This window comes from Algibacter marinivivus (assembly GCF_003143755.1).
GTDB lineage: Bacteria > Bacteroidota > Bacteroidia > Flavobacteriales > Flavobacteriaceae > Algibacter_B > Algibacter_B marinivivus.
In genome coordinates, this window is sequence record NZ_QFRI01000002.1 from 630,353 (window position 1) to 654,072 (window position 23,720).

Here is a 23,720-nt window from a genome sequence, read left to right on the forward strand (position 1 = left end):
TTCTGTTAACAAACTAGTATTTGTATAAACCTTAAGCATATGCTTGTAGCTTTTTTGCCCAAAAAAGACTAACATCCCATTTTTTATTCATCAAAGAAATATAACGAAATGGATTCTTAATTTTTTGATGTTTATAAAATTTTATGAACAAGAGTAACTTATAAGCTTGTACTTGCGATTTTGTAAAATAATTTAAGTTAAGAAGCATAATTGTAGGCGCTGGCTTAGGTAAGATATCCTCATCAAACCAAGGATGTTCGACTTTAATCCTATAACCACCAACTGGTGCTTTTAAATGTGTAATTATAATATCTGGTACAGAAATAACATCAGCTCCTAGATTTCTGATTTGCATTCCAAAATCAGAATCCTCTCCATACCCATACTCATAGCTTAAATTAAATTTAATATGCTCGAGCAATTCAGATTTAACAATACTAGTTCCAGAACCAAAAATGGGTGTTTGCGCTATTTTTAAATATTTTTGAACTTCGTCAACTTGTAAACAAGCTAGATTAATTGATTTTACTCCTAGGCTCTCAATTCTTGAAAATGATTTTTCTAATAAATCTTTTTCAAATCTAATATCATCATCCCCAAAAAACACCCACTCACTTTCTACTAAACTAATAGCTATATTTCTTGCATTACAAACACCGCTTTTATGGATAAACCTGTGTTTGATTTTAAATGGCCATTCCTCAGAAGTCAAATAATCAAGTTCTGATTTAGAATCCAACAAAGGGTTTTGTTCAACTATGATTACATTATTTGGGAGGATAGTTTGTTTTGATAAATCTTTTAAAACATCATACAAATAAGGTTTTCTACCAATTGTTGGTATAATAACATCAATACTTTTTTGAGATATTACTTTTCTATTAGAATTAAGAGGAATTGAGGAAAAATCTAATTCTAAATTATCTCTTGAATAAAACAAAGTTCTCAAAAAAGGAAGTAATGGAAATCTTTTCAAGTAAATCACAAAACAAAAAAACAGAATATAACTCCAAACCCATTTATAATTTGTTTTAACAAACTTAAATAGTTGATAAATTGTTGCTTTGTTATTAACTTCAGATTTTGGTTTCTCTAAAAACAACCTTGGTTCTGAGTAACAAAACAAACCTTGCGACATTGCCGTTTTTGCTAAACAATTAAGATAATAATCAAAATCTTTATACTTATTAAAAGCAGAAAATGCGGTATTTAGAAGGCTTAAATGCACTCCTCCAACATCACTACTCATTAACCACGTTGGGTAAGTATTCGTTTTATTTACTTTTAAATAAATAGACTGATCTACAAAACCTATTTGCTCTGGAAGAAAGTTTTCAAGGTTTACAGTATATGATGCGAAAATACGCTTATGATGAAAAATGGTGCTTAAACTATCCTTATCAATTAAATCAAAATAATCTTGATAACACCAAATTAAAAGAGCTTCAGGATACGTTTTAGCCAACTCATAAAGTGTGCTCGTTATAGATTTACTTTTTTCAAATGGTAATTCGTTTAAGCTATCATTTAATACCTTTTGAACACTATTATTTTTATGAATCAAATAAATCATGTAATGATAGATTTATAATACTCAATATTTATATCCGCATTTTTATTAATATCAAAAAGATCTTCCACTTTTAATTTTGCTGCTTTTCCGATTTGCTCGCACAACTTTTCATCATTTAACAACGTTACTATTTTTGCTGCATAATCATCAACCTTTGTTGGATGAACCAAATAGCCACTAACATTGTCTTCTATTAGCTCTTGCGCCCAACCAATACTTGTATTGACAACAGGCTTTTGCATAGCCATAGACTCTATTGTTACCATTCCTAAAGTTTCAGCGAAAGAAGGGTATGTACAAACATGCGCCTTTTTAATGTGTTCTTTTACCTCTTCATAAGGTATTTTACCTAAGTAATTTACTTGCTTTTTAGCTTCATCAGAAAAAATATGCTCCATCAATTTAAAGGTTGAAGTTGTTCCTGTTTTTATATCTGATGAATCCCCTCCTATTAAAATCAGTTTAGCGTTAGGTTTTTCTTTAATTACCTTATTGAAAATTTCAGCGAGTTCTAAAACACCTTTTTTTCTTATGATGGTTCCTATGTATAAAATGGTATCTCTATTGTAAATACTTGGGTTATCATTTTGAAAATTATCTAACTGCAATCCATAATGGATGGTTTTTATTTTCTTTTTGTTTAATCCGAAAATTTTCTGGGTTTCTATACCTGCATAAGTTGTTGGTGCAACATAAGCTTTAGCTTTCTGTAAAGCTAGTTTTTCAAACATAAAGTTCTTAAACTTCTGCTTGCGTCCATCTAATTTACAAAAATAAGCATCACTACCATGAAACCTTATAACCAGTGGCGCTTTGAAATTCATAAAAGCAGTAATTCCGGTCCAGTCTGCTGCTTCAAGAACATCTATATCCTTTTCTTTCACAACTTTATTTACATATTTCTGAACATATTTTCTATAGAAATACCATGTAAATAGTTTAAATGTTTCTTTTTTTATAAGATGAATTTCGACACCCTCATCAAAAACAATTGTAGATTCTTTTTGGTGATAAACAAACACAGTTACATTTTGTCCCTTTTTAACCAATGCTACTGCTAAATTCTTAATACTGGTAGCAATTCCAGCAGCATGACTTACTTTAGGATGGGGATATTCTGATGTTATAAAACCTATTTTCATTTCAAAAGTGAATCAATAGTATTCCAAATATTTTTTGAAGCTTGAGTAGGTTCTTTTCCTGCTACAATCTGATACCAATCCTCACAAATTTCAACATTTGAAAGCTTACCATCTAAAATTTGCTTCACCAAACTTTCTAAGTCTTTTTTATCTGTACAAAATACAGCAGCTTCCTTAGAAGGCATGCTTCTAAAATGTACATACTTGTAATTCTGCCCTATATCTCTAATACCCTTTTTCAACTGAGGCTGTTCATAATTATAATAAATACAAGGTTTGTTATGTGCTACAAAATCAAAAACAGTTGAAGAACATACATTAGTAACAAACTCGCTATGTTCACAAACATTATAAAGCATTTTAAAATCTTCTGGAGTTGGCAACACCTGATTCCATTGACTACCAACTTGCTTCCAAATGGGGTCTAAAACTTCAATAATATCTTTATTAGCCTCAATAACAGCATTATATCTAGGTGTAAAATCTACAGGGCATTTTCTATAAATTATTCCTAAATTTTCGCCTTTATTATTTAAATGCCTTACTACGTTAGCTAAATCTTCTAGATAATACTGATCTAAAGGCGAAGTGGTTTCATCATCACCAGAGTAACAGATGTATTTTTTATTTACATCTAAATTGTAAGTATTGAAAAAATCTACTCTGGACTCTTTTAATGAAGCGTCATAATGAGGTTCGAACTGTGGAGTTCCTGTCACAAAAACTTGTTCTTCTTTTACAAAAGGATAATATTTCAGCACTTCTTCTTTCATCAAATCACTCCACACAAAATAATAATTAGTCTCAACAACTTGCATCGCTTTTGGTACATTATCCCAAGAATACACAAACGCAACTGTAGGAATACCTAAATCTTGAGCAGCAAGAAGTGCACTAATTGATTGTGTTGATCGTTGCGTAGTACAAAATACTAAATCTGGCTTATGGGTTTCTAATTGTGCTTTACAGTATTTATACTTTGAAGTTGAACGTTCTAAGTTATTAATCTTTTGTCTTAATTTAATAATGCCTTTTTCTGACGAATACAATCCAATTAGACACTTAGTGTATATACTTTTTAAGCTGTTTTTTAAACCTTTATAATTGAATGGAAACTTATACGTTGGATATACACCATCACTAAACTTATCTCTTGATACATTTAATTCGGCACGTTTTCTTGCTCTTGAATATATTGGCAATAATGGATGTGTTGAGTGGTCTTCAATCTTAACTTCATTGAATCCTAAATTATCTTTTAATGAAAAAATAGTGTTGTTCCAATAGGTAATATCAAAACCCATATTTTCACCAATACTTTTAAAATCTGTAAAAGCAAAATTTCTTAGACCTACACCATCAGGAAAAAAAACGAATACTTTTTTCTTCATTTTTTAATTTTAGACCTTTTTATTTTTCAACTTGTCTCGCTGAACTTGCTCAATAGGCAAAATATCTTGACTTTTAAATTGAAGTGCTTTATAAACCGCATTAACATCTCTAGTAAGTTTACGCAAGCCCATTGGTTCTAGTGAAGCAGCATGGTCCGTACCTTTCCATGTTCTATCAATAGTGTAATGTCTTTCAATAATATTAGCCCCTAGTGTAAACGCAGCAACATCAACGGCTATTCCTAAATGATGTCCAGAAAAGCCTATATGTTTTACACTATCTCCATACTCATCAATCAATATATTAATATCTAAAAGACAAACATCTTCAAAAGGAACCGGATAACCAGATGTACAATTGTAGAGCACTAAATCTTTATTCCTATTTTTTCTTTTGAAAAGATTAACCAAATCTTCAATTTCAGATTTAGTAGTCATTCCTGTAGAAATATGCAATTCACCTTGATAATTATCACACAACCATTCTAACATCTCTACATTATTATTACATGCTGATGGAATTTTAATAAATTCTGGATTTAGAGATGAAATTTCCTTAGCAGAAGTTAAATCCCAAACAGAGGTAGAATATGTAATTCCTATTTCTTCACAATACGACTTTAAATCTGCATGTTGATTTACATCAAACTCTAAATACTCTCTATGAGCTCCATAGGTATCTCCATAAGAGTTTATTGGGTTAGGATGTGGTTGATTATACTGATCTTCAGTTAATAACTCTCTATTATTTCGTTTTTGAAATTTTACTGCATCTACATTACAAAAAATCTTAGCAACCTTTATAAGTTCTTTAGCAATTTCCATATCGCCTTTGTGGTTGCATCCAATCTCAGCTATAACATAAGGCTTCTTATAAGTATTCATAAAATCTAGGACGTATTAAAATCTTTTATTATAATTTGAAATAAACTGACATGCTTCTCTAATAGCACCAGCTCCAGAGTTTTTTGAAAGCACTACATCGGCATTAGCTTTTACAATATCTGTAGCATTATTAGGTGCTAAAGACCAACCTACACTACAGATATTAGTTAAATCGTTAACATCATCACCAACGTAAGCCACATTGCTTATACTAATATCAGCGTCATTAATAATACTTTTTAATAAGGTGTATTTATCTTTAACTCCAAGAAACACATGTTTTAATTTAAGTTTCTCCATGCGTTTAGCAACTAGTTGAGAGTTTTCAGAAGTCATAATCATGACCTGAATACCAAACTGTCTTAAAATTTCAAGTCCCATTCCATCTCGCATATCAAAACTCTTAGTATGCTCTCCATCTTTAGTATAAGTAATGGTTCCATCAGTAAAAACGCCATCAACATCTAAAACAAGGTGTGTGATTTTTTTAGACTCCTTTTCTCTTTTCTGTCTCTCAATTAATAAACTTTCAATAGCTATCCAATCAGATTCGCTATCAATTTCCAACAAAGAATCTTCTGGCATTTTTACAACTGCAGTTTTTTCTCCAATTCTATTTTTGTGGGTTTTTAGCGCTTCCTTAGTAACGGTATAAACAGCTCCGTTTTCTATTAATAGTCCTTCAAAATCCTGACGTCTTGGTCTCTCTAAAGGATTATAATTTATTGGCTTTCCATCTTCATTCCATAAAAATCGATGTGTATTGACAACCGTTAATGCAGAATCATAACCATCATTTAATTTAGCTAAACAATTATTTATATCATCTTTCCTAGTAAAAGGAGATGTTGCTTGTAATAAACAAAATGTATCAAAATTATAATCAATTGACTCACAGAATTCATTCATAGCCGTTTCAGTTGAAGCCGTATCTGTTGCACTAATATCACTTCGTTTTAAGGCTTTAACTTTATCTGTCCAATGATATTCTTTATTTATAAAATCAATTATATCTTCATCATCAGTGTAAACATATACTTCATCTAGATTAGAAAATATAGCTTCTCCTAAAACCCAAGTAAATAATGGTCTTCCAACCATTTTTCGTTTGTTCTTGTTAGAAATACCTTTTGAACCCTTTCTAAGTGGAATAAAGCCTATTTTTTTCATAAATAAAACACCTTAATAATCGCTAAAATACACTTTTTTTCAGTTGAAAGTAGCTGTTTTTAGTATAAAAGATAAAATATTCAATTAGAATTATTTTTAATAAAATCACTTATTTCTGATGTAAAAACAGATGCACCATTTTTAAAAAGGTGTGATTGATCATAATAGTATTCTTTTTGTTTATAAATTGAATTTAAAGTATCATAAACAACCCATTTGCTTTCTGGCTTCAACAATACCTTAAAACGCTCAACAAAAGTTGCATTATAAGTACTATAATTTGGCGGTATCACACAAATTAATTCAATATCATTAACACTGCATAACTTTTGAATATTATTGAATGCTTCAATCTTTTCTTTTAATTCAAACTCAGGGTTGTAAGGTTCAGTATCATCTAAATATTCAAACTTCTTTTTTAAATTTCGCTTTACATAAGGTCTAGATCCAGAATTATCAAAGGGATTATACTGATTGGTTTCTTTTTCACTAAGCTGAAAGTTAGATCTATTTACTCGAGATAAAGCAAAAAACTTTGATAGCATATTCTTTTTGCCTTTACCAATCAATTCATCATTAATGTGATTGTATTTTGAAAGCGGATATAAACGATCGTACCTAAACACAAGTGAAGGTTCATTAATAAATTGATAGTGGGTATCTATTAACAATATTATTTTTTTTGGAGCTGTATTATGCTTTATTAGCGTTTTTAAAATGAAATGGTGAAAAACAATATGTGACCCTTCATACGATAGGTTGTATGAAGCAAGACCTGTTTCATTTCCTAACTGACTTGCAAGTATATTTGATGCACCTTTTGAAGACCCAAGCACAATTAAATCTTTATTCATTTCACCTTCAAGAACAAACTCCAATCTTCTATCTTGCTCTAACTCTGGAGCCTTCCATAAAACAAAAAGCACACTTTTTTCTATTATAAAGAAAAACAGAAAAAACAAGGCTCCATATTTTAAAAACGACTTCATATTTAGAATTGAAAATAAATAAATGTTTGTTGAGATTCTCCACTAAAAATAAAAATCAAGGCCATTAAAAATGAATAAAAAATCCATTTTAGAAGCCTAGGTTTTTTCAGTAATAACACTTCTATGGCATAATGTTGACACCTTCCTATCCATTCAACTATAATAAAAAATACAAGTAAAACGAGAAGATTTGTTGGTCTTACTTCTGGTAAACTCAAAAAACTAAAAGAAAAAATGCCTTTTATATAATCCCAAGCATGAGCCATATTTTCTGCCCTAAAAAACACCCAAGCGAGTGTAGTCAAACAAAAAGTAATCGCCATTTGGAATACCTCTTTAAACGTTGGCAAATTTTGATTCTGAGCAATTATATTTAAGTTATTCCTATTTTGTTTTCTAATGAGTAATGGTAAAAAATATAATGCATTTAAAAATCCCCAAAATATAAAGGTCCAATTAGCACCATGCCAAAAACCACTAACTATAAAAATTATAAATATGTTTCTTATTTTTTTCCAAGTACCAACTTGACTTCCACCTAAAGGAATATATAAATAATCTCTAAACCAAGTGGATAATGATATGTGCCAGCGTCTCCAAAATTCTGCTATATCTCTAGAAAAATAAGGGAATGCAAAATTTTGTTTCAAGCTAAACCCAAACAACCTTGATGTACCAATAGCTATATCTGAATACCCTGAAAAATCTCCATAAATCTGAAATGCGAAAAAAATAGCACCAACAAAAAGCGTGCTCCCTGAGTAAGAATCAGAGTTATTAAATATGGTGTTAGCGTATACTGCACATTGGTCGGCAATAACAATTTTTTTAAATAGACCCCAAAGTATTTGTCTGCAACCATCTGTAGCTGCTGAAAAATGAAATACTCTTTTTATATAAAATTGTGGTAATAAATTTGTAGCCCTCTCAATAGGTCCTGCCACTAATTGTGGAAAGAAACTTACGAAGGCTAAAAACGAAATTACATCATCTGTTGGCTCTAATTTTTTCTTATAGACATCTATTGTATAACTAAGTGTTTGAAATGTGTAAAAGCTAATACCTACTGGTAAAATAATATCTAAAGTATTAGGCTGTATTTTGTTTCCGAAAAAAGAAAAGGCTTCAACAAAATTATCAATAAAGAAATTATAATATTTAAAAAACCCGAGAAATCCTAAATTTACAAGTATACTTATCCAAAGTAAAATTTTTCTTTTAATTGGCTCTTCTTCATTTCTTAGCTTTTTCCCTATGGCATAGTCTACCAGAGAACTAAAGATAATAAGTGCTAAAAATCGATAATCCCACCAGCCATAAAACACATAACTAGCAAGAATCAATAAAACATTTTGCAGTTTTATGTTTCTTTTAAAAACAAACCAGTACAGTATAAAAACTGAAGGTAAAAAAATTGCAAAATCTAAAGAATTAAATAGCATTTAAGCAGAATAGTTTAGAGGTTTTAATTCTTGTTTTAACTTTATAATATCCTTTTTTACAGGTTTTCTATATTTTAAAATTTTAGGCAGCTTAAAAATTATTAAAAAACATACTTTAATAAATGATTTAAAGTAATTCCAATCAACAATAGCATATTTTTTAAAATTATGCAATAGCGCTTTTAGGATACTTAAAATGGGATTAGGGTAATACACTAAAAAGTACCGAAGTGTATTTTGCAGTTGTTTTTCAAATCTAAAATAATTGCGGCCTTGTAATTTGCGCTTTTCAACATCAACTCTATGATTTACTTTTATTTCTGGTTCATATAAAATAGTATAATCAAGATTTAAAACCTCTAAAGCCAAAGCTGGTTCCTCACCATAAATATCTATCCAAACAGGAAATCCTTCTGTTTTATTATAAACTGTTTTCTTTATTGAAAAACCACAACCAACAAAATCATTGGTAAGGTAAGCTTCTCTAGATTGAGATTGTTCTAAAGCTTCAGTATCGGATTTAAATATTCCGCGAACTTCTTGAAAAGCAATAATTCCTAAATTTTCATTTTCAGAATAACTCTCTTCAATACGTTTAATAAAATCAGTACTTATAGGATGTGCATCGTCATCTAAACCAATAAAAATTTCGCCAATAGCTTTTTTATAAAGTAAGTTTCTAGCTGGAGATGCACTTATACTTTCTTCTATAACTGTCCAATTTACCCAATTAAAGTCCTGAATAATAGCCTCAGTTTCCTTGCAACCATCAACACCTACCAAAACTTCATGAATTGATAAATCTAGCATCAATTTAAGTTTATTCAAAGTAAAAGCTAAAGCTTCAGCCCTATTTTTTGTGACAATTAAAAAAGAAATTTGCATTTAAAATGATTTCGCATTAACACTTTCATAAAGTGCTTGTATCTCTGGTTGCAATGTAGCACGATTATAATATTTCTGAATATAATTTATATTAAAATTTTGAGCATCCTTTCTTAAAGTTTCATTATTTATAGCATTTTGAATATGCACTGCTATCTCTTCAGGACTATTAGGGTTACTAATTAATAAACCATTTTTGTTATGCTCAACAACTTCTTCTGTAACTTGACCTGGGTTTGATTGAATAGGAAAAGCTCCCATAGCCATAGCTTCTAATAAAGCATTTGGCATACCATCAGAAATACTATTGGCTATATGAATACAACTTTGCCCCATAAAACTCAATAATTTTTCGTTTTCAATAAAAGCATATCTTGAATATATCTTTATTGATAAATTTGATAGTTGCTTTGATACTTCAACTTGTCTTTTTATTGTATCATCAGCACTGTAAACAACAACTTCTTTATTTTGAAAAAATGCTTTTGGTATACTTTCTAAAGCTTTAAATATTATTGAAGCTTTTCCAACACCATCATCATATCCTTTTATCAAAATAATTTTCCTCTTTGAAACTGGTAGAATTTTAGATACATCAACTTCCAACCCCCCATTACCAGGAAAAACACCTAAAAAAGCACTATTAAATCCATTATTAACTGCAATTTTATAGTCTCGTTTGCAATCTGTTATTAAATAGTCCACACGATTATAAAAACTTTTTAAATCCTCATTAGTAACACCTAATTGTTCAAAATAAAATACATCACTTCCCCAAGACGAATACATAAAAGGAACATTATTCTGTTCCATAATTGAAAGAATTGGCAATCCAGATAATTGCATTTCAAAACAGTGAACAATATCTGGTTTAATGGTTTCCATTTGACTTTTAAACTCATCGTAAACAGTATTTTCATTATACTTTTGTATAAACTTATAAATACTTGGAAATGCTTTTTTTATTCTACTCCTAAAAGGAAAATCCCATTTTAACTTCCAACCTTTAATTTGTTTTACCCAATTTATCCTATCTGATTTTGGGCCACCATCAGTAACATCAAACCAAAATACCTCATACCCAGAATTTTTCAATTGGTTTACCCATTGAAAAAAATGATGATTTGGTATGGCTACCATGAGTATTTTCATTAATTATTGATTAAAAGTTTTTGATAGGATTTGTTGAATTTTTTAATGTTGAAATTCTCAATAGCGTAATTATGAGACCTTTCAGTTATTAACTTAAATTCTGAAGTATCATTAATTAAATGCTGAATACATTTTACAAAGTCCTTCACCAAAACATCTTCACTTGAATTATCATCAATTAAAAAGCCATTTTCTGAATTGGTTATATGTTCACTCACACCGCCTACATTAGTACTAATAGGAATAACACCATATAACATTGACTCCATGAAAACCATAGGAAATCCCTCGTAAACAGAGGATATTACACATATATTAAGAGCATTATATAATTCTTTCAATTCTGAATTATCGGTAATTTCTCCTAAAAATAATACACCCGAATTTTCTATAGCATCAATATTAGATTTCATTCCGGTACCAGCCATTACAAATGAAACATTATCATACAAATTATTAATAATTTTAGCTGTTTTTAAAAATACATTTGGTCTTTTCTCTTCAGACCATCTTCCTATAAATCCAATTTTAATTTTTGAAAAATCTTTATCATTAATATTAAAATCAAATTCTTCGGGAATTGAAATACCATTTTGAATCGTATTAATTTTATTTAATAAACCAGAAGGGATATTGTAGGATTTATAAAGGGCTTCAAAATCTTTTTTGCCTTTTTTATTTATAACGATTCTGTTATCTAAAAATCTAGCTGATTTTGTTAGTAAAATTTCTCTATCGTCATTTTCTGCTAATGCATGTATTAAATCAACTCGTAGTTTACTATAACTTATCTTAGGCAATATTTCATAGAAATAATTAGAGTTTGCACCAAAAACAGTCTTAATATGAATTGAATTATTCATAGCTTTCAATAATGTATTCTCTAATATTTTATTAATTGTTTTACTACGCTTATTTAATATTGAATTTAACTCTACAACACTTCCAATCTGTTTAAAGCCTTTAAGAAAATTTTGTGTTGCTGAGTTTTGAGTAAATATGATGCAACATTTTTTATTTGAAACAGCTTGTACTATGTTTAAATGTACTCTTTCTGCTCCACCTGTATGATAAAAAGGAAAGAAAAAAACCAACTCTGAGTTTTTCATCTTCTTATAATCTAGTAAATACAACTTAAAGATATTAAAAAGGCCTATAAAAAAGTCTAATATCTTTTTGATTTGCCTCTTCATGGATTAAGCAATATTTTTATTAGTTGCTTTACAACATACCATGGTATCATTATTTAAAAGAAAGACCTCATCAACCTTTAAATTTGAATATTTTTGAATTTGATTTTTAAGTGTAAATGGGCTATACCAGCAATTATGGTCTGGATGCACTACTTCAATAATTTTGTTTTTTGAGTAATAGTTTCTTTCCATATGCACTTTAGCAAAACAATTTGGTGCTGTAATATAAAACACATCTGCATTTACAGTTGATAAACCTTCTAAGAATGTTCTAACATTATCAACATGCTCTATAGTTTCAGGAACCAAACAAACATCAAAGTGTTTATTTTTTAGTGATTCAAATGTAGAATAATATGGCTGATCTACATATTTTTTTAAATTAGCTATACCCTCTTCATCAATATCAAATCCATTAATTTCTTTAGTAACTTTAGCTAATTTTATGTGTAAATTATAGCTAGGATCAAAAATAGGCCAATCAGTACAACCAAAATGCAATACCTTTTTTTCTTTACTTATGGTTTCAAAAAAAGAAAAACGATCATCTATTGATTTAAAGTTTACTTCTTGTTGCCAAAAATCGCCATGTAAGGTATAATTAGCTTTCTTTATCAACCCGAGTTTATTAAGTATTTTTTTTATCATTTCTAGTTACTAATCAATTTACTTATTGAAATATTTTACATTAAATATTGGCTTGTTCTTATATGCCAATGCTTTTTTCTCTATTAAATGCCAAGATAGATAACCCAAAGTTATTGAAATAATAATAGAAAAAAACATAAGTTGATACACATCTAATTTATAGTAATAAACTAGCGCCTGTTGAACAGGAAAACTGTAAATATATATTCCATAAGACATATCCCCTATTTTTCCAAAATTATTAAAGAAAGGAAGTGTTGCAAAACCTAGCAATAAAATAATTACTGGTAAAATTACATGTTTAATTGCATTATAAAATTGAAAATAAATTGATATTAATAACGCTAAAAAAGCTATAAATAAAATCCATTTATTTTTTATTTTTTCGAAATTAAAAGTTGCCAACAAACTTCCGCCAACAAAAAAGGTTCCTAAATCTAAAATTTCGAACCCCAACATTCCAAAAATTGACGAACCAGAAAACCTAGTCAGGAAAAAATTATTTAATATAATTAACCCCAAAAAGCATAATGATAATAATCCCTTTTGAACTTTTTTGCTTTTTCTGAAAAAATAAAGTAGTGATAGTGCTATATATAAAGAAAACTCATAACGTATAGTCCACAAAGATCCGTTTATTGCGTGGTATGGGTTAGCATTAAATACACCATTTACCACACCTTGAAAGTTGTATAATAGCAAATTATTAGGCAAGTATGTAAAATATGATTCGTTTTTAGTTAACGGGAATTGTCCTTCATAAACAAAAGGAATCAATAAAACACTTAACAGTAAAACGACAAATAATCCAGGAAAAATTCTGAGAAAACGTTTTTTAAAATAACTAAATAGTGATTCACTTCTTTGTAAGCTGCGATAAATAAAGAAACCACTTATAACAAAAAAACCACTTAAACCAATTCTAGCTAGTACAATTTGTCCTTGCGTGACTTGATAAATCCATTGAGAACTTTCATCATTTCCTGATAAAGGGTAAGAATGAGATATAACGACTAAAAGAGCAAATAAAAATCTTAAGAAATCAAAATTATTGTTCTTATTCATGCTTAAGATTTAATCCTTTTAATCATTTACTCAGATGCTTTTTAAAATTTATTTGGTTTATTAAACATGAATTTCAATGAATACAAATAACGCTTTATTGTGTACCAAATATCAATAAAAAAGCCAATAATCAATCTAAAAACAGTCATAATAAAGCCTTTTGAAGCTTTCAAAAAGCTTATGTCTTCATGCCAAAGTTGATAATTACCAATTAAGTCGTTTTTAAACCTAAAATACAATTGCTTTTTGTTTCTTTTAATTTGATAACAGAAAATAGAAGCTACCATATCAATCTCATAACCTGCTTTTAGCACTCTATTAGTCCACTCTTTATCCTCAAAGGTGGCTACATCTTCTCTAAAAGGATGAGCTTCCCAAATTTTCTTACTAAATGCAGATCCTGAAAAAATCAACCCCGATTTATTAGGGTCTTCATTTGCTGATATTTTATTGATATAATTTCTGTAATCATTTGGAGAATGCAAGCATCTTAAACCCGCAAGGTTTGAGTTTTTATCAAACTTATCTTTTATCAACTTGAAAAAATCATGGCTTACAGGATAAGAATGTGCGCTAAACATAACCACAATAGGAAACTTAGCTTGTTTAGCTGCAAAATTTGCGCTACCTCCATAACTAAATTTTTCAATTGTTACAAATCGTGCTCCATATTGCTTAGAGAATTCTTCGCTTTTATCTGTAGATAAATTATCAATTACTATAATCTCTCCAATATCATTTAAATACCTTTCCGTTAAATTCTTTAACAGAAAGCCTAATGCATTGTCTTGGTTTTTATTTCTTATAACTACTGAAATCATTTTTTAAATATTGTTTTTAGCAATTTAAATGGTTTAGTAATTAATTTACCTACTTTATATTCCAAAGACTTTTTCATTTTTGTTTCACTGGCTCTATATGTTTTTAATTGATGAAACAAAACCGTCATACAATTATCAAAATCATCAATATATAAATCATTATGTTTTTTAAAGATATATTCTTTATTAGATTCAAAATGATTGTTAATAGTATCAACAAGCATTGATTTTTTTGCTTTCCTATAATAGAATAAAAAATCATCTACTACTTTATACTCCCAACCTTGTTTTGTAATGGCAATCCAGAACTCCCAATCTTCAAAACCCGTTTTCATTTGCTCATCATAACCACCAACTTGTTCCCAACATTTTTTCCTGTAGAGAGAAGTTGCTACTAATTGATTTACATAAAGCAAATAATGATAGGTATTTCCTTTAGGTTTTAGTTCATTTATAATATTAGTAATATCGCCTTCGAAAAATTTACTGTTACAAGAAATAATAGCTAAATCATCATTTTCAAGCAACTCTGGAACTGTTTTATCTAAAAAATCTTCTCTAATAATATCATCAGCATCTAATGGTAATATATAATCTCCTAAACTCGTTTTTATTCCTGAATTTCTAGCATTAGACAATCCTTTGTTCTGCTGTTTAACGTACTTAAATCTATTATCTTTTTTAGTCCAGTTTAAAACAGTTTGTTCAGTATTATCAGTACTTCCATCGTTAATAATTATACATTCCCAATTAGAATAAGATTGTTTTAAAACAGAATTTAAAGATTCATTTAAAAAATGAGCTTGATTATAACAAGGAACAATTATGGAAACCAGTTTACTCATTTTTAAAATTTATTTAAAACACCAAGCTTTATAAACAATTTAATAATTCTAGATGCTCTTAAATTGTTTATGGTTTTTCTATATGAAATAATATCATCAACACCTTGATTGAAAAGTGAATATGCTCCATTAAATACTTCACTTTTTTCGTTAAACTTAACTGATCTATTTTCTGGGTTAGAGCTCATTCCTCCAATATAAAATGTTGATAGCGTTTTTGCTACTCTTTTATAACTCAAATTATATTTACAAATAGCATCTATAAAAAATTTCCAATCTGAAACTATTTTAAAATCTTCTTTATATAAATTCGTTTTCAAAAAAGCTGTTTTTTTAATGAATGTTGCAGGGTGAGGAAGTGTATCTTCAACAAAATAAGAAAACGATAATACATCTGGATACTTTTTCACAAAAGTTTTTTTGCCTTCAACAACTTCTAAATCGAAATAAATAATATCAGAATCATTAATATATTCTTGATTTTTTTCAAGCACTTTATCATTATAAAAATGATCTCCACTATTTAAAAACAGGAGGTATTCACCTGTAGCTTTTTCTATTCCTTTATTCATGGCTTGGTAAACACCTTTATCTGGTTCGCTTATCCAATAATCAAAATACACTTCGTTCTCTTTAATATAATCTGCACTTCCATCATCCGAATTTCCGTCTATAACAAGAAACTCAAACGCTTTAAAGGTTTGATTTCTAACACTCTTTATTGTTTTTTTAAGACCTTCAAGATTGTTATAGTTTACTGTTATTATGGATAATTTTGATTTCAATTTATTTATTCTTTTTATCTAATTTTTTAATAAAATCATCAACTTTAAAAAAATATTTTTCCACTAATGGTAAATCATCATCACTTAATTCCCACCACTTAATATCTAAAAGCTTCTCTATTTTTTCAGCCTCAAATCTATATTTAATAACATTTATGGGATTACCAACAGCAATAGTATAAGGTGGTATATCTTTAGAAACTACAGCTCCTGCTCCAATAATTGCTCCATCTCCAATTGTAACTCCATCCAAAATAGTAACATTCATTCCTATAAAAACATCATTGCCAATTGTAATTGCTTTAAATTCTTCTATTTTGTTATCATCGCTTAAAGTTATTCCATTTTGTTTTGCTGTTGAATAAAACATGGGGTGTGTAGAAAGACCTTGAGTAGGATGCATACCTCTACCTGCCATAAAATTAGCTCCTATAGAGCAAAATTTACCTATAGTAGTATTATTGATTACCGAATTTTCGGAAATGTAGGTGTAGTTACCTATTATCGTATCAGACAATCTTGAAGGCGGATATACTTTACTATTATCGCCTAAGTATGTTTTTGTTTGTACAATTTTATGGCTGTATTTTAATACTTTTCTCAAATCTGGAAATATTAAAAAAACCAGACTCCTAAGTTTATTTTTAATACTTCTTTTCATATTATTTTTAATTGGTTTTTCTTTAACCTTTTTATAGAAATCTTTAATTATTAAACCAGCACTTTTATGTTCTTCTAAAGTTATTGGTTCAACCTCTACATTATCTATTAATTCTGTATGATTGAATTCTGTATGTATACCATTATGAACGCCAGTATTATCAAACCCAAAATTTTGCACTAAAGACTTTTTAGGATACAAAGTATAACCATTTTTTAATAAAACTGATGCATGCCATTTAATAAACCAAGTGTTTAGTTTTCCGGAAACATTATCTGCCAATTGATTAGTTAAATAATCACCACCAAATTTATCAAAGACATTTGATAGACCTTTTCTTTTTAATTCATTCCAAAGGAAAATGGAATCATTATTAAAAGCCTGCCAAGATTTAGCCCAAGTTGCCCAACCCCAACAAAGTGGTACATTAAAAAAAAACGTTTCGGGTAAATTAGCATTATTAGGGTACATATAACCAGAAATATGCATAACCTCATCTTTATCTTGATAAAATGCTAATGCATCATTCATATATTTTAAAAACCCAAGAGAAGTCTCAATATCATCTTCAAGCACAATAACACTAGCATACTTATCTACTATTTCTGTTACACCATTAATTATAGATTGAGCTAAACCTTTGTTTTTATTGCTAATTCTTACTTCTACTCGTTTAAAGCGTTGTTCCGTATTTGCAATATTAATAACCTGATTGATGTTTTTTAGATCATCTTCAGTAGCATTGTTTTTTGCTCCATCGCAAAAAATGTATAAATCACTATTTGCTGCTTCAGGGTTTAAAGCAAGTGCGTCCAAAGTTCTTTGTGTATGTATTGGCCTATTATAGGCAAAAAGAACAATTGGTGAAAAACTCATAAAATGTTATTGTTTATACAAAAATGGGAAAAGTTTCTGTCTAAGCCTAACCACTGGAAAGTATTTTATACTCAGTTTTGTAAACAATAATCTTGGATTACTAAAAAATAAGTAAAACCAGTATGATGTATTCTTTATCAAACTATTCCTCTCCTGATATTTATTAAGCCACAATACATTAAGAATATGATCAATCTTTTCAAAAGCAATTTTATTTTTCAAAGACCACTTAATCAATAATTCATAAATATTGATTTTAGTTTTATTATATAATTTTTCATTATTAAAAACATTCTCTTCATGAACACCCCGCATTGCCAAGGGCCTATCAATCACACCTGTTTTTAAATTATATTTTAATGCCAATCGGTAAAACAGTTCAGTATCTTCTGCAACTTTTAACTTCTTACTAAAACCATCAAAGGAATCAAAAACCGAACGCTTAAGTGTTAGACCATCAATTGAAAAATGTCCTTTTCTGTAATAGAGTAAAGTTTCAAACAACTCTTCAGGTTCTACAACAGTTGTAATTGTAGTTATCTTAAGTTTTTCCGCTTCCTCTTTAGAGGCCTCTCTATAAAAATGAGCTCCAATAGCATTATAAACGCCATCAATATCTTTATTCTCATGAAAAAGATATGCGTCATTTTTAAATCTATCTTCTAAATAAAAATCGTCAGCATCTAAAAAAGCTATATAATCTGTTTTTGCTTTTTCTATTCCTAAATTCCTACTTTCAGAACGTCCTTTATTTTGATGATTTTTATGGTTATATATTTGAATTCTTGAGTTCTGCGATTGAAGATTTTCAACAATATTCAATGTGTTATCAGTACTTCCATCATTAACAATAACAACTTCGGAAACCTCAGGTTGTTGTAATGCCGACTGAATAGCCTTTTCTATAAAGCGCTCACCATTATAAACCGGAATTATTACAGATACTGAAAATTTCATATACTTTAAGAATGAAAAACACTTAACTCAAAACTCATGTATTAAACCTAATTTAACAAGTAGTTTTATTGTTTTTGATTTTCGTAAGTTACGCAGATTTCTTTCCAATTTATATCGCTCTTTTACATCAACAAAAAAGGCTGAAAATTCTGCATTTAAAACTTGCTCTCTTTCAAATTTAATTAAAGATTGACTTTCTTCTTTAGAACTTAACCCATCTGCATAATATATTGAAAACACATCTTCTATATACTTATAACTTGCTTGATGTTTACAGATTGCTAAAATTAAAAATTTCCAATCTGAAACAATTTTTAAATTTTCATCATAATATCCTAAAGACTCAAATAAACTCTTTTTAATAAACGTAGCTTGGTGTGCTGGCAAATCTTGATGCAAAAATTGAAATGATAATTGTTTTGGGCATTTTTTAATTCTAACTCCTTTCTTCTCAACAACTTTAATATCAAAATAAACAACATCTTTTTCAGTTAAATGTGCATTTATTTTTTCTAAAGCATTATAATTATCAAAATGATCTCCACTATTTAAAAAATATAAGTATTCGCCTTTAGCAACTTTAATCCCTTTATTCATGGCATGATAAATACCATTATCTGGCTCACTAACCCAAAAATCTAACTTCTCAGTATTTAATTCGATTATCTCTTTACTTCCATCAGATGAGCCTCCATCAATTACAATAAATTCAAAATTAGAGTAGGTTTGATTTTGCACACTTCTTATAGTGCGCTCTAATCCTAATTTGTCATTATAATTTATTGTGATAATAGATATTAACATCATTATTTTACTTAACTAAACTTTCAAATAATTTAATATAATTTTTAGCTTGAACTTTTTCATCATACTTATTCACAGCATCTTTTCTTATATCTTCAATGGAATAAGACACTCCGTTTTTTAAAAAGTCTGATATCGATTCTACTAAAGCATCTACACTAACTTCTTTTGCTAACAAACCATTCTTATTATGATTTATAATCTCTAGAATACCTCCCACAGGGAAACCAATTACAGGTGTACCACAAAGTAAAGATTCTAAAACTGTATTTGGTAAATTGTCCATTAATGATGGTATAACAAAAGCATCAGCAGCAGAATATACAGAACTTAACAATTCTTCATCATACACCTTCCCGTATTGGATAATGTTCTTAAAACGGTTTAAATCTTCATTTTTATTTCCTATTACAAATAATTGAATATTGGTTTGTTCTAATCTTTCAATAGCGCGGACTAAAAAATTTAAACCTTTTCTGTTTGCATCAATTAAATCTGCAACAAACAATATTACTTTTTTTTCTTGTGGAATATTTAAAAGCTCTCTAGAACTTGATTTGTCTCTAATTCTAAAAATATTAGAGTCAATTCCATTTGGTATTTTATGAATTAGAAATTTTTCGAAAAAATCATTTTGTTTCAATTGATTAGTCATCCAATTACATAGTGTTACAAAATGGAGATTATCAACGTTTGATAATGCTTCCATTTTTAAGTTTAAAACACTTTTAAATGTTGATACTTCTTCATCTAGAAAAACTCTTTTAATAGGAAACCCTTTTTTATCTATACCCAAATATTTTTCTTCATAATGCTCTCCTCCTGAAAAAGGATTCATATCGTGTAGCGTCCAAACTACTGGTTTCGTGTTTTTTTTAAAAAAAGATTGGTAATCTATAAAATCAGAAACCCAATGTAAATTTATTACATCTGCTTGTTTGTAGAGTTCGGACTCTGTTATATCATAATTTGAATTAGGAAAAGAAAATTTCTCTAAACCTTTAATTCTATTTTTTATGAATAGTTCTTCTTGAGTTTTTTTTGAAGGTTTTAAAAGTTTAATCCTTCTTAAAACACTAAGAACCTTGTTTTCTATTTTAAAGAATAAGGAATTATTGGTTTTTTGATGAAGCACATAAGACGCTTTGAAATTTGACATTTTCTTAGCCAATAGCAATTTGGAATCTACTTCCATATTTAGCAAACCAAGATGTAATCTTGCACATGCTTTTCCTGCACCTCCTACATCGCTTGTATTAACCAATAACACCTTCATTTATTAAATATTAATTTTTCATCTCCTCCTTTAATGCATAAATACACAAACCTGAAGAAAGCCCCAATAACTGTAATATCTTTCTAAAAATTAGATTAAAGTAATCAAAAATCTCTCTTATACCTTTTTTAAAGTTAAACTTCATTATACTAAATAGGGCACTTTTAATACTAGGTGATGGTATATTAGGCCAATAATAAGGATGTCCTAACCTATAATGAATTTTTTTATAAGGCATTATATTATGCGCAGATAAAAGGTCAGATAAGTTATTCATCCTAAATGCATACAAATGCCTTGGCGGATCTAAGGCGAAAGGACGCTTCTTTAACAACTCAATAAATGACACATTTTTAAAGTTATCCTTATATAGCTTTAAATAAAAATTTCTAACGTTTTTGGTTAATATAAGTTCAATACCTGCATTGTTATCCGTTTCTATAATTAAAACTCCATTATTTTTTAAAACTGAAGAAATACCATGTATTACCTCAGAAGGGTTTGTAACGTGTTCGATTACATGTCTAAAAAAAACAATATCATATTGCTTTTTATTATTAAGAAAAAACTCATTTAGGTCTTGCTTCACAATCTGGTTTAGTCCCAATTTATCCATTGCAAAACTAACAGAAACAGGATCTTTCTCAACCAAAATTGATTCAAGTCCGAATGTATTTGCTGCTTTTGAATAATAACCTAGTCCACCACCTAAATCAAGAAAAGATTTACCCTCCAGAGAATCAAACTTTAAATTAAGTTTTTCAACATACTCTTTCATAGAATGCAAAGCCCAATCCATTTTTTTTTCATCAAAAGCAACAGCTATGTCTTTATACATGCCGTTATAATAATTATTTAACTCACTAAAACTTGGCTGCTCATTTACAAAAGCTACTTTACAATAATTACATCTAAATATATGGTTAACATTATTCTTATTTTCAAGAACTAAATAAGGCACATTTTGAGTATTGCATACTTTACAAATCATTATTCAATTGTATTAATTCCTTTATTGACATTCCTCTATTTTCAACATTATTGTCTTTAAGATACGCTTCTATTTTACCACCCATAGTATAATCTAAAGCTAAAAAATTAGTATTTAAGGTGTCAGCAAATAAAACAGAATGAAATCGCATACAGATATTTAATTCGGATTGCTGCATGCTTTTTGCAATAGAGTCAACAGTTGATAATTTTTTATCATAACTCACTCTTAAGTCCTTCTCAAAATATGTTTTAATAAAGCGCCTTGAAAAGTCTCTATCATCACCCCCTAAAACAAAATTATGCATGTGATTAAATACTATTTTATCTACTTTAAACTCTTCAGCTTTCTTTTTAATTAAGTATGCCAATGCGTCTTCAAATTCTTTTTTAACTGAAACAAATTCTGTTTCAGACATATCTCCTCTTGCATAAAGGTATTCCCAATCTCGAAGATATAAGGATAATACTTTTTCTTGTTTAAGCGGTGTTGATTTTGGGAAACGCTTTAAATAAGATTTTGCGGGGTCTCCTATCATTTCAGTATTAGGTAAATTAAAATGCTTAGAAGCATAAACTTGACTCTTCTTATCTCTTAACTTAATCTCGTTAGAAAGCTTTAGTATTTTATGAATGGCTGATTTATATTTATCATGATTTATTGGCCCCAATCCACAACCATAAACCGTTCTTTTTTTATTATATTTTTTTGCAGTAGTAAATGATAATAAAGGGACATACAACTCATTCAAATCCATTAAAGGCCCGCCACCCATAATAACCTCATCACATGTTTTGCAATATCTTATAAACTCCAAATTACTAGTATTAACAACTGTAGCTTCAATTTGAAGTTCTTTTATAGTTTGATGGGTTATAAAAGGGTATAAACTACCAATAATTACATTTAAACTATCACCATATTTCTGCTTATAAGCTTCAACAATACTTCCTAAAATAGCTTTATCTCCAACTGTCTCTGTTCCATACCAACCAACAATCAATATACTATATTTGTTTTTTGGTAGTTTTGGTGTTCTTAAAAAACTAGATAGTTTTAAAACCTTATTCTCATTATGTAACTTTAAAAATTTCTTTTGAAATTTATCTTTATAAACTTCAACCTGTTCTTTATAAGTAATTTCAGCGTGATAATCATGAATACAATCATCGCACTCATTTAATATTATTCTCTTTTTTTCTTCAAGATTAGACTTATAAATTACAGAGGATGCTATTTCTATACCATTACCAATAGTTTTAGATTTTGGTGCACAATAAGCTAACTCTCCTTTGGCATTAATATTTATTCCTTTTTTATGATATGGACAACCTGTAGTTCTCTTACCTCCCAATAAAATATTTTGAATACTAGAATACGTTCGTTTATAAGTCTTATTTGTTTCATAAGCTCTTTTAAGTTTCTCAAAAAATAAGGCTAAATGATAACTTTCATCTGATGTAAAATTTCGGATAACCTCTTCTCTGTCTTCATTATATAAACGTTTAATAAACTCTGCCACTCTAAAACGTCCATAAATATTATTTGTTTTTGCAAAATCCAACAGCTCATCAATTTCCCAAACATTCTCTTTTGAAATTGTTGCTCCAAAAGAAATTGGAATTTTTAAATCATACTTTACATAATTTATAACTTCTATAGCTGTTTTAAAATTTCCTTCTCTACCTCTAATTTTATCATGTATCTCACCATAACCATCTAAAGACACCATAACACTAAAATTTATATTATGTTCTTTACATAATTTGTTTATTGCTTGTAGTTGTTGCTTCACCTCATCAACTTTAATACAATTGGTAATTATACTTAAGTATTTTAATTTAGGAAGGAAATCTATACACGCTTTATATAAATCAACTAAATCATTTCTCAAAGTTGGCTCACCGCCAGTAATACCTACTCCAGTTATTTCTGAATAAAGTCGATCAGAAAAAATGACTTTTAAGTCATCATAAGTTATTTCTTTATCCTGCTTATTCTTCCAAATATTACACATGGTACATTTGGAATTACAAATATCATTAGCATTAAGGTTTATGAGAACTGGCTTTTCTGTGTTGCTAATAAAATTTATTTCATTAAGTTTTAAACGCAGTAGCGTTTTTAGCTTTTGAAATATTTTTTTTATTTTTTTCCACATAGAAAATT

Annotated in this window: 21 protein-coding genes; all 21 read right to left on the minus strand. The window is 28.7% G+C overall.

Annotated elements, in window-relative coordinates:
• Positions 1-31: 31 nt before the first annotated feature.
• The 21 genes from DIS18_RS11230 to DIS18_RS11330 all read right to left on the minus strand — a co-directional run bounded on the left by DIS18_RS11230 (position 32) and on the right by DIS18_RS11330 (position 23,712).
• Positions 32-1,573, minus strand: a complete 1,542-nt coding sequence (locus tag DIS18_RS11230) for a glycosyltransferase family 2 protein (protein ID WP_109353149.1) — start codon at positions 1,571-1,573, stop codon at positions 32-34.
• Entirely contained in the window at positions 1,570-2,715 is a 1,146-nt protein-coding gene (locus tag DIS18_RS11235; protein WP_109353150.1) for a glycosyltransferase family 4 protein, read from the minus strand. Before DIS18_RS11235 ends, DIS18_RS11230 begins: the two co-directional genes overlap by 4 nt.
• On the minus strand, positions 2,712-4,106 hold the full coding sequence (locus DIS18_RS11240) for a glycosyltransferase family 28 protein (RefSeq protein ID WP_109353151.1): 1,395 nt from the start codon (positions 4,104-4,106) through the stop codon (positions 2,712-2,714). The genes DIS18_RS11235 and DIS18_RS11240 overlap by 4 nt, the downstream gene beginning before the upstream one ends.
• Positions 4,107-4,115: 9 nt before the next feature.
• Positions 4,116-4,991, minus strand: coding sequence for an N-acetylneuraminate synthase family protein (locus tag DIS18_RS11245; RefSeq protein ID WP_109353152.1), 876 nt, complete (start codon positions 4,989-4,991; stop codon positions 4,116-4,118).
• Between the two features lie 15 nt (positions 4,992-5,006).
• Positions 5,007-6,161, minus strand: coding sequence for an acylneuraminate cytidylyltransferase (locus DIS18_RS11250; protein ID WP_109353153.1), 1,155 nt, complete (start codon positions 6,159-6,161; stop codon positions 5,007-5,009).
• Between the two features lie 80 nt (positions 6,162-6,241).
• Positions 6,242-7,150, minus strand: coding sequence for a hypothetical protein (locus DIS18_RS11255; protein WP_109353154.1), 909 nt, complete (start codon positions 7,148-7,150; stop codon positions 6,242-6,244).
• A 2-nt stretch (positions 7,151-7,152) separates the two neighbouring features.
• Positions 7,153-8,592 carry an MBOAT family O-acyltransferase gene (locus DIS18_RS11260; RefSeq protein WP_109353155.1) on the minus strand — a complete coding sequence of 480 codons (1,440 nt, stop codon included), beginning with the start codon at positions 8,590-8,592 and terminating at the stop codon, positions 7,153-7,155.
• Positions 8,593-9,477, minus strand: coding sequence for a glycosyltransferase family 2 protein (locus DIS18_RS11265; protein ID WP_109353156.1), 885 nt, complete (start codon positions 9,475-9,477; stop codon positions 8,593-8,595).
• A complete protein-coding gene (locus DIS18_RS11270) occupies positions 9,478-10,629 on the minus strand; it encodes a glycosyltransferase (protein WP_109353157.1) in 1,152 nt (383 codons plus the stop codon).
• Entirely contained in the window at positions 10,629-11,822 is a 1,194-nt protein-coding gene (locus tag DIS18_RS11275) for a glycosyltransferase family 4 protein (RefSeq protein WP_109353158.1), read from the minus strand. The genes DIS18_RS11270 and DIS18_RS11275 overlap by 1 nt, the downstream gene beginning before the upstream one ends.
• Positions 11,823-11,825: 3 nt before the next feature.
• Positions 11,826-12,470 carry a methyltransferase domain-containing protein gene (locus DIS18_RS11280; RefSeq protein ID WP_109353159.1) on the minus strand — a complete coding sequence of 215 codons (645 nt, stop codon included), beginning with the start codon at positions 12,468-12,470 and terminating at the stop codon, positions 11,826-11,828.
• 18 nt (positions 12,471-12,488) lie between these two features.
• A complete protein-coding gene (locus DIS18_RS11285; protein WP_109353160.1) occupies positions 12,489-13,535 on the minus strand; it encodes an acyltransferase family protein in 1,047 nt (348 codons plus the stop codon).
• A 41-nt stretch (positions 13,536-13,576) separates the two neighbouring features.
• Positions 13,577-14,356 carry a glycosyltransferase family 2 protein gene (locus tag DIS18_RS11290; RefSeq protein ID WP_109353161.1) on the minus strand — a complete coding sequence of 260 codons (780 nt, stop codon included), beginning with the start codon at positions 14,354-14,356 and terminating at the stop codon, positions 13,577-13,579.
• Positions 14,353-15,201: a glycosyltransferase family 2 protein gene (locus tag DIS18_RS11295; protein WP_109353162.1), complete on the minus strand. Its 849-nt coding sequence runs from the start codon at positions 15,199-15,201 to the stop codon at positions 14,353-14,355. The genes DIS18_RS11290 and DIS18_RS11295 overlap by 4 nt, the downstream gene beginning before the upstream one ends.
• A 2-nt stretch (positions 15,202-15,203) precedes the next feature.
• Positions 15,204-15,986: a glycosyltransferase family 2 protein gene (locus DIS18_RS11300; protein ID WP_181364037.1), complete on the minus strand. Its 783-nt coding sequence runs from the start codon at positions 15,984-15,986 to the stop codon at positions 15,204-15,206.
• Between the two features lies 1 nt (position 15,987).
• A complete protein-coding gene (locus DIS18_RS15010; RefSeq protein WP_219930763.1) occupies positions 15,988-17,523 on the minus strand; it encodes a DapH/DapD/GlmU-related protein in 1,536 nt (511 codons plus the stop codon).
• A 6-nt stretch (positions 17,524-17,529) separates the two neighbouring features.
• Positions 17,530-18,480 carry a glycosyltransferase family 2 protein gene (locus tag DIS18_RS11310; protein WP_109353164.1) on the minus strand — a complete coding sequence of 317 codons (951 nt, stop codon included), beginning with the start codon at positions 18,478-18,480 and terminating at the stop codon, positions 17,530-17,532.
• Between the two features lie 27 nt (positions 18,481-18,507).
• The gene (locus DIS18_RS11315) at positions 18,508-19,287 is read right to left on the minus strand and encodes a glycosyltransferase family 2 protein (protein WP_109353165.1); all 780 of its coding nucleotides are present in this window, start codon (positions 19,285-19,287) and stop codon (positions 18,508-18,510) included.
• Positions 19,288-19,291: 4 nt separating this feature from the next.
• The gene (locus tag DIS18_RS11320; protein WP_109353166.1) at positions 19,292-20,560 is read right to left on the minus strand and encodes a glycosyltransferase; all 1,269 of its coding nucleotides are present in this window, start codon (positions 20,558-20,560) and stop codon (positions 19,292-19,294) included.
• Between the two features lie 10 nt (positions 20,561-20,570).
• On the minus strand, positions 20,571-21,551 hold the full coding sequence (locus DIS18_RS11325; RefSeq protein WP_109353167.1) for a class I SAM-dependent methyltransferase: 981 nt from the start codon (positions 21,549-21,551) through the stop codon (positions 20,571-20,573).
• Positions 21,541-23,712, minus strand: a complete 2,172-nt coding sequence (locus DIS18_RS11330; RefSeq protein ID WP_109353168.1) for a polysaccharide pyruvyl transferase family protein — start codon at positions 23,710-23,712, stop codon at positions 21,541-21,543. The genes DIS18_RS11325 and DIS18_RS11330 overlap by 11 nt, the downstream gene beginning before the upstream one ends.
• Positions 23,713-23,720 lie beyond the last annotated feature (8 nt).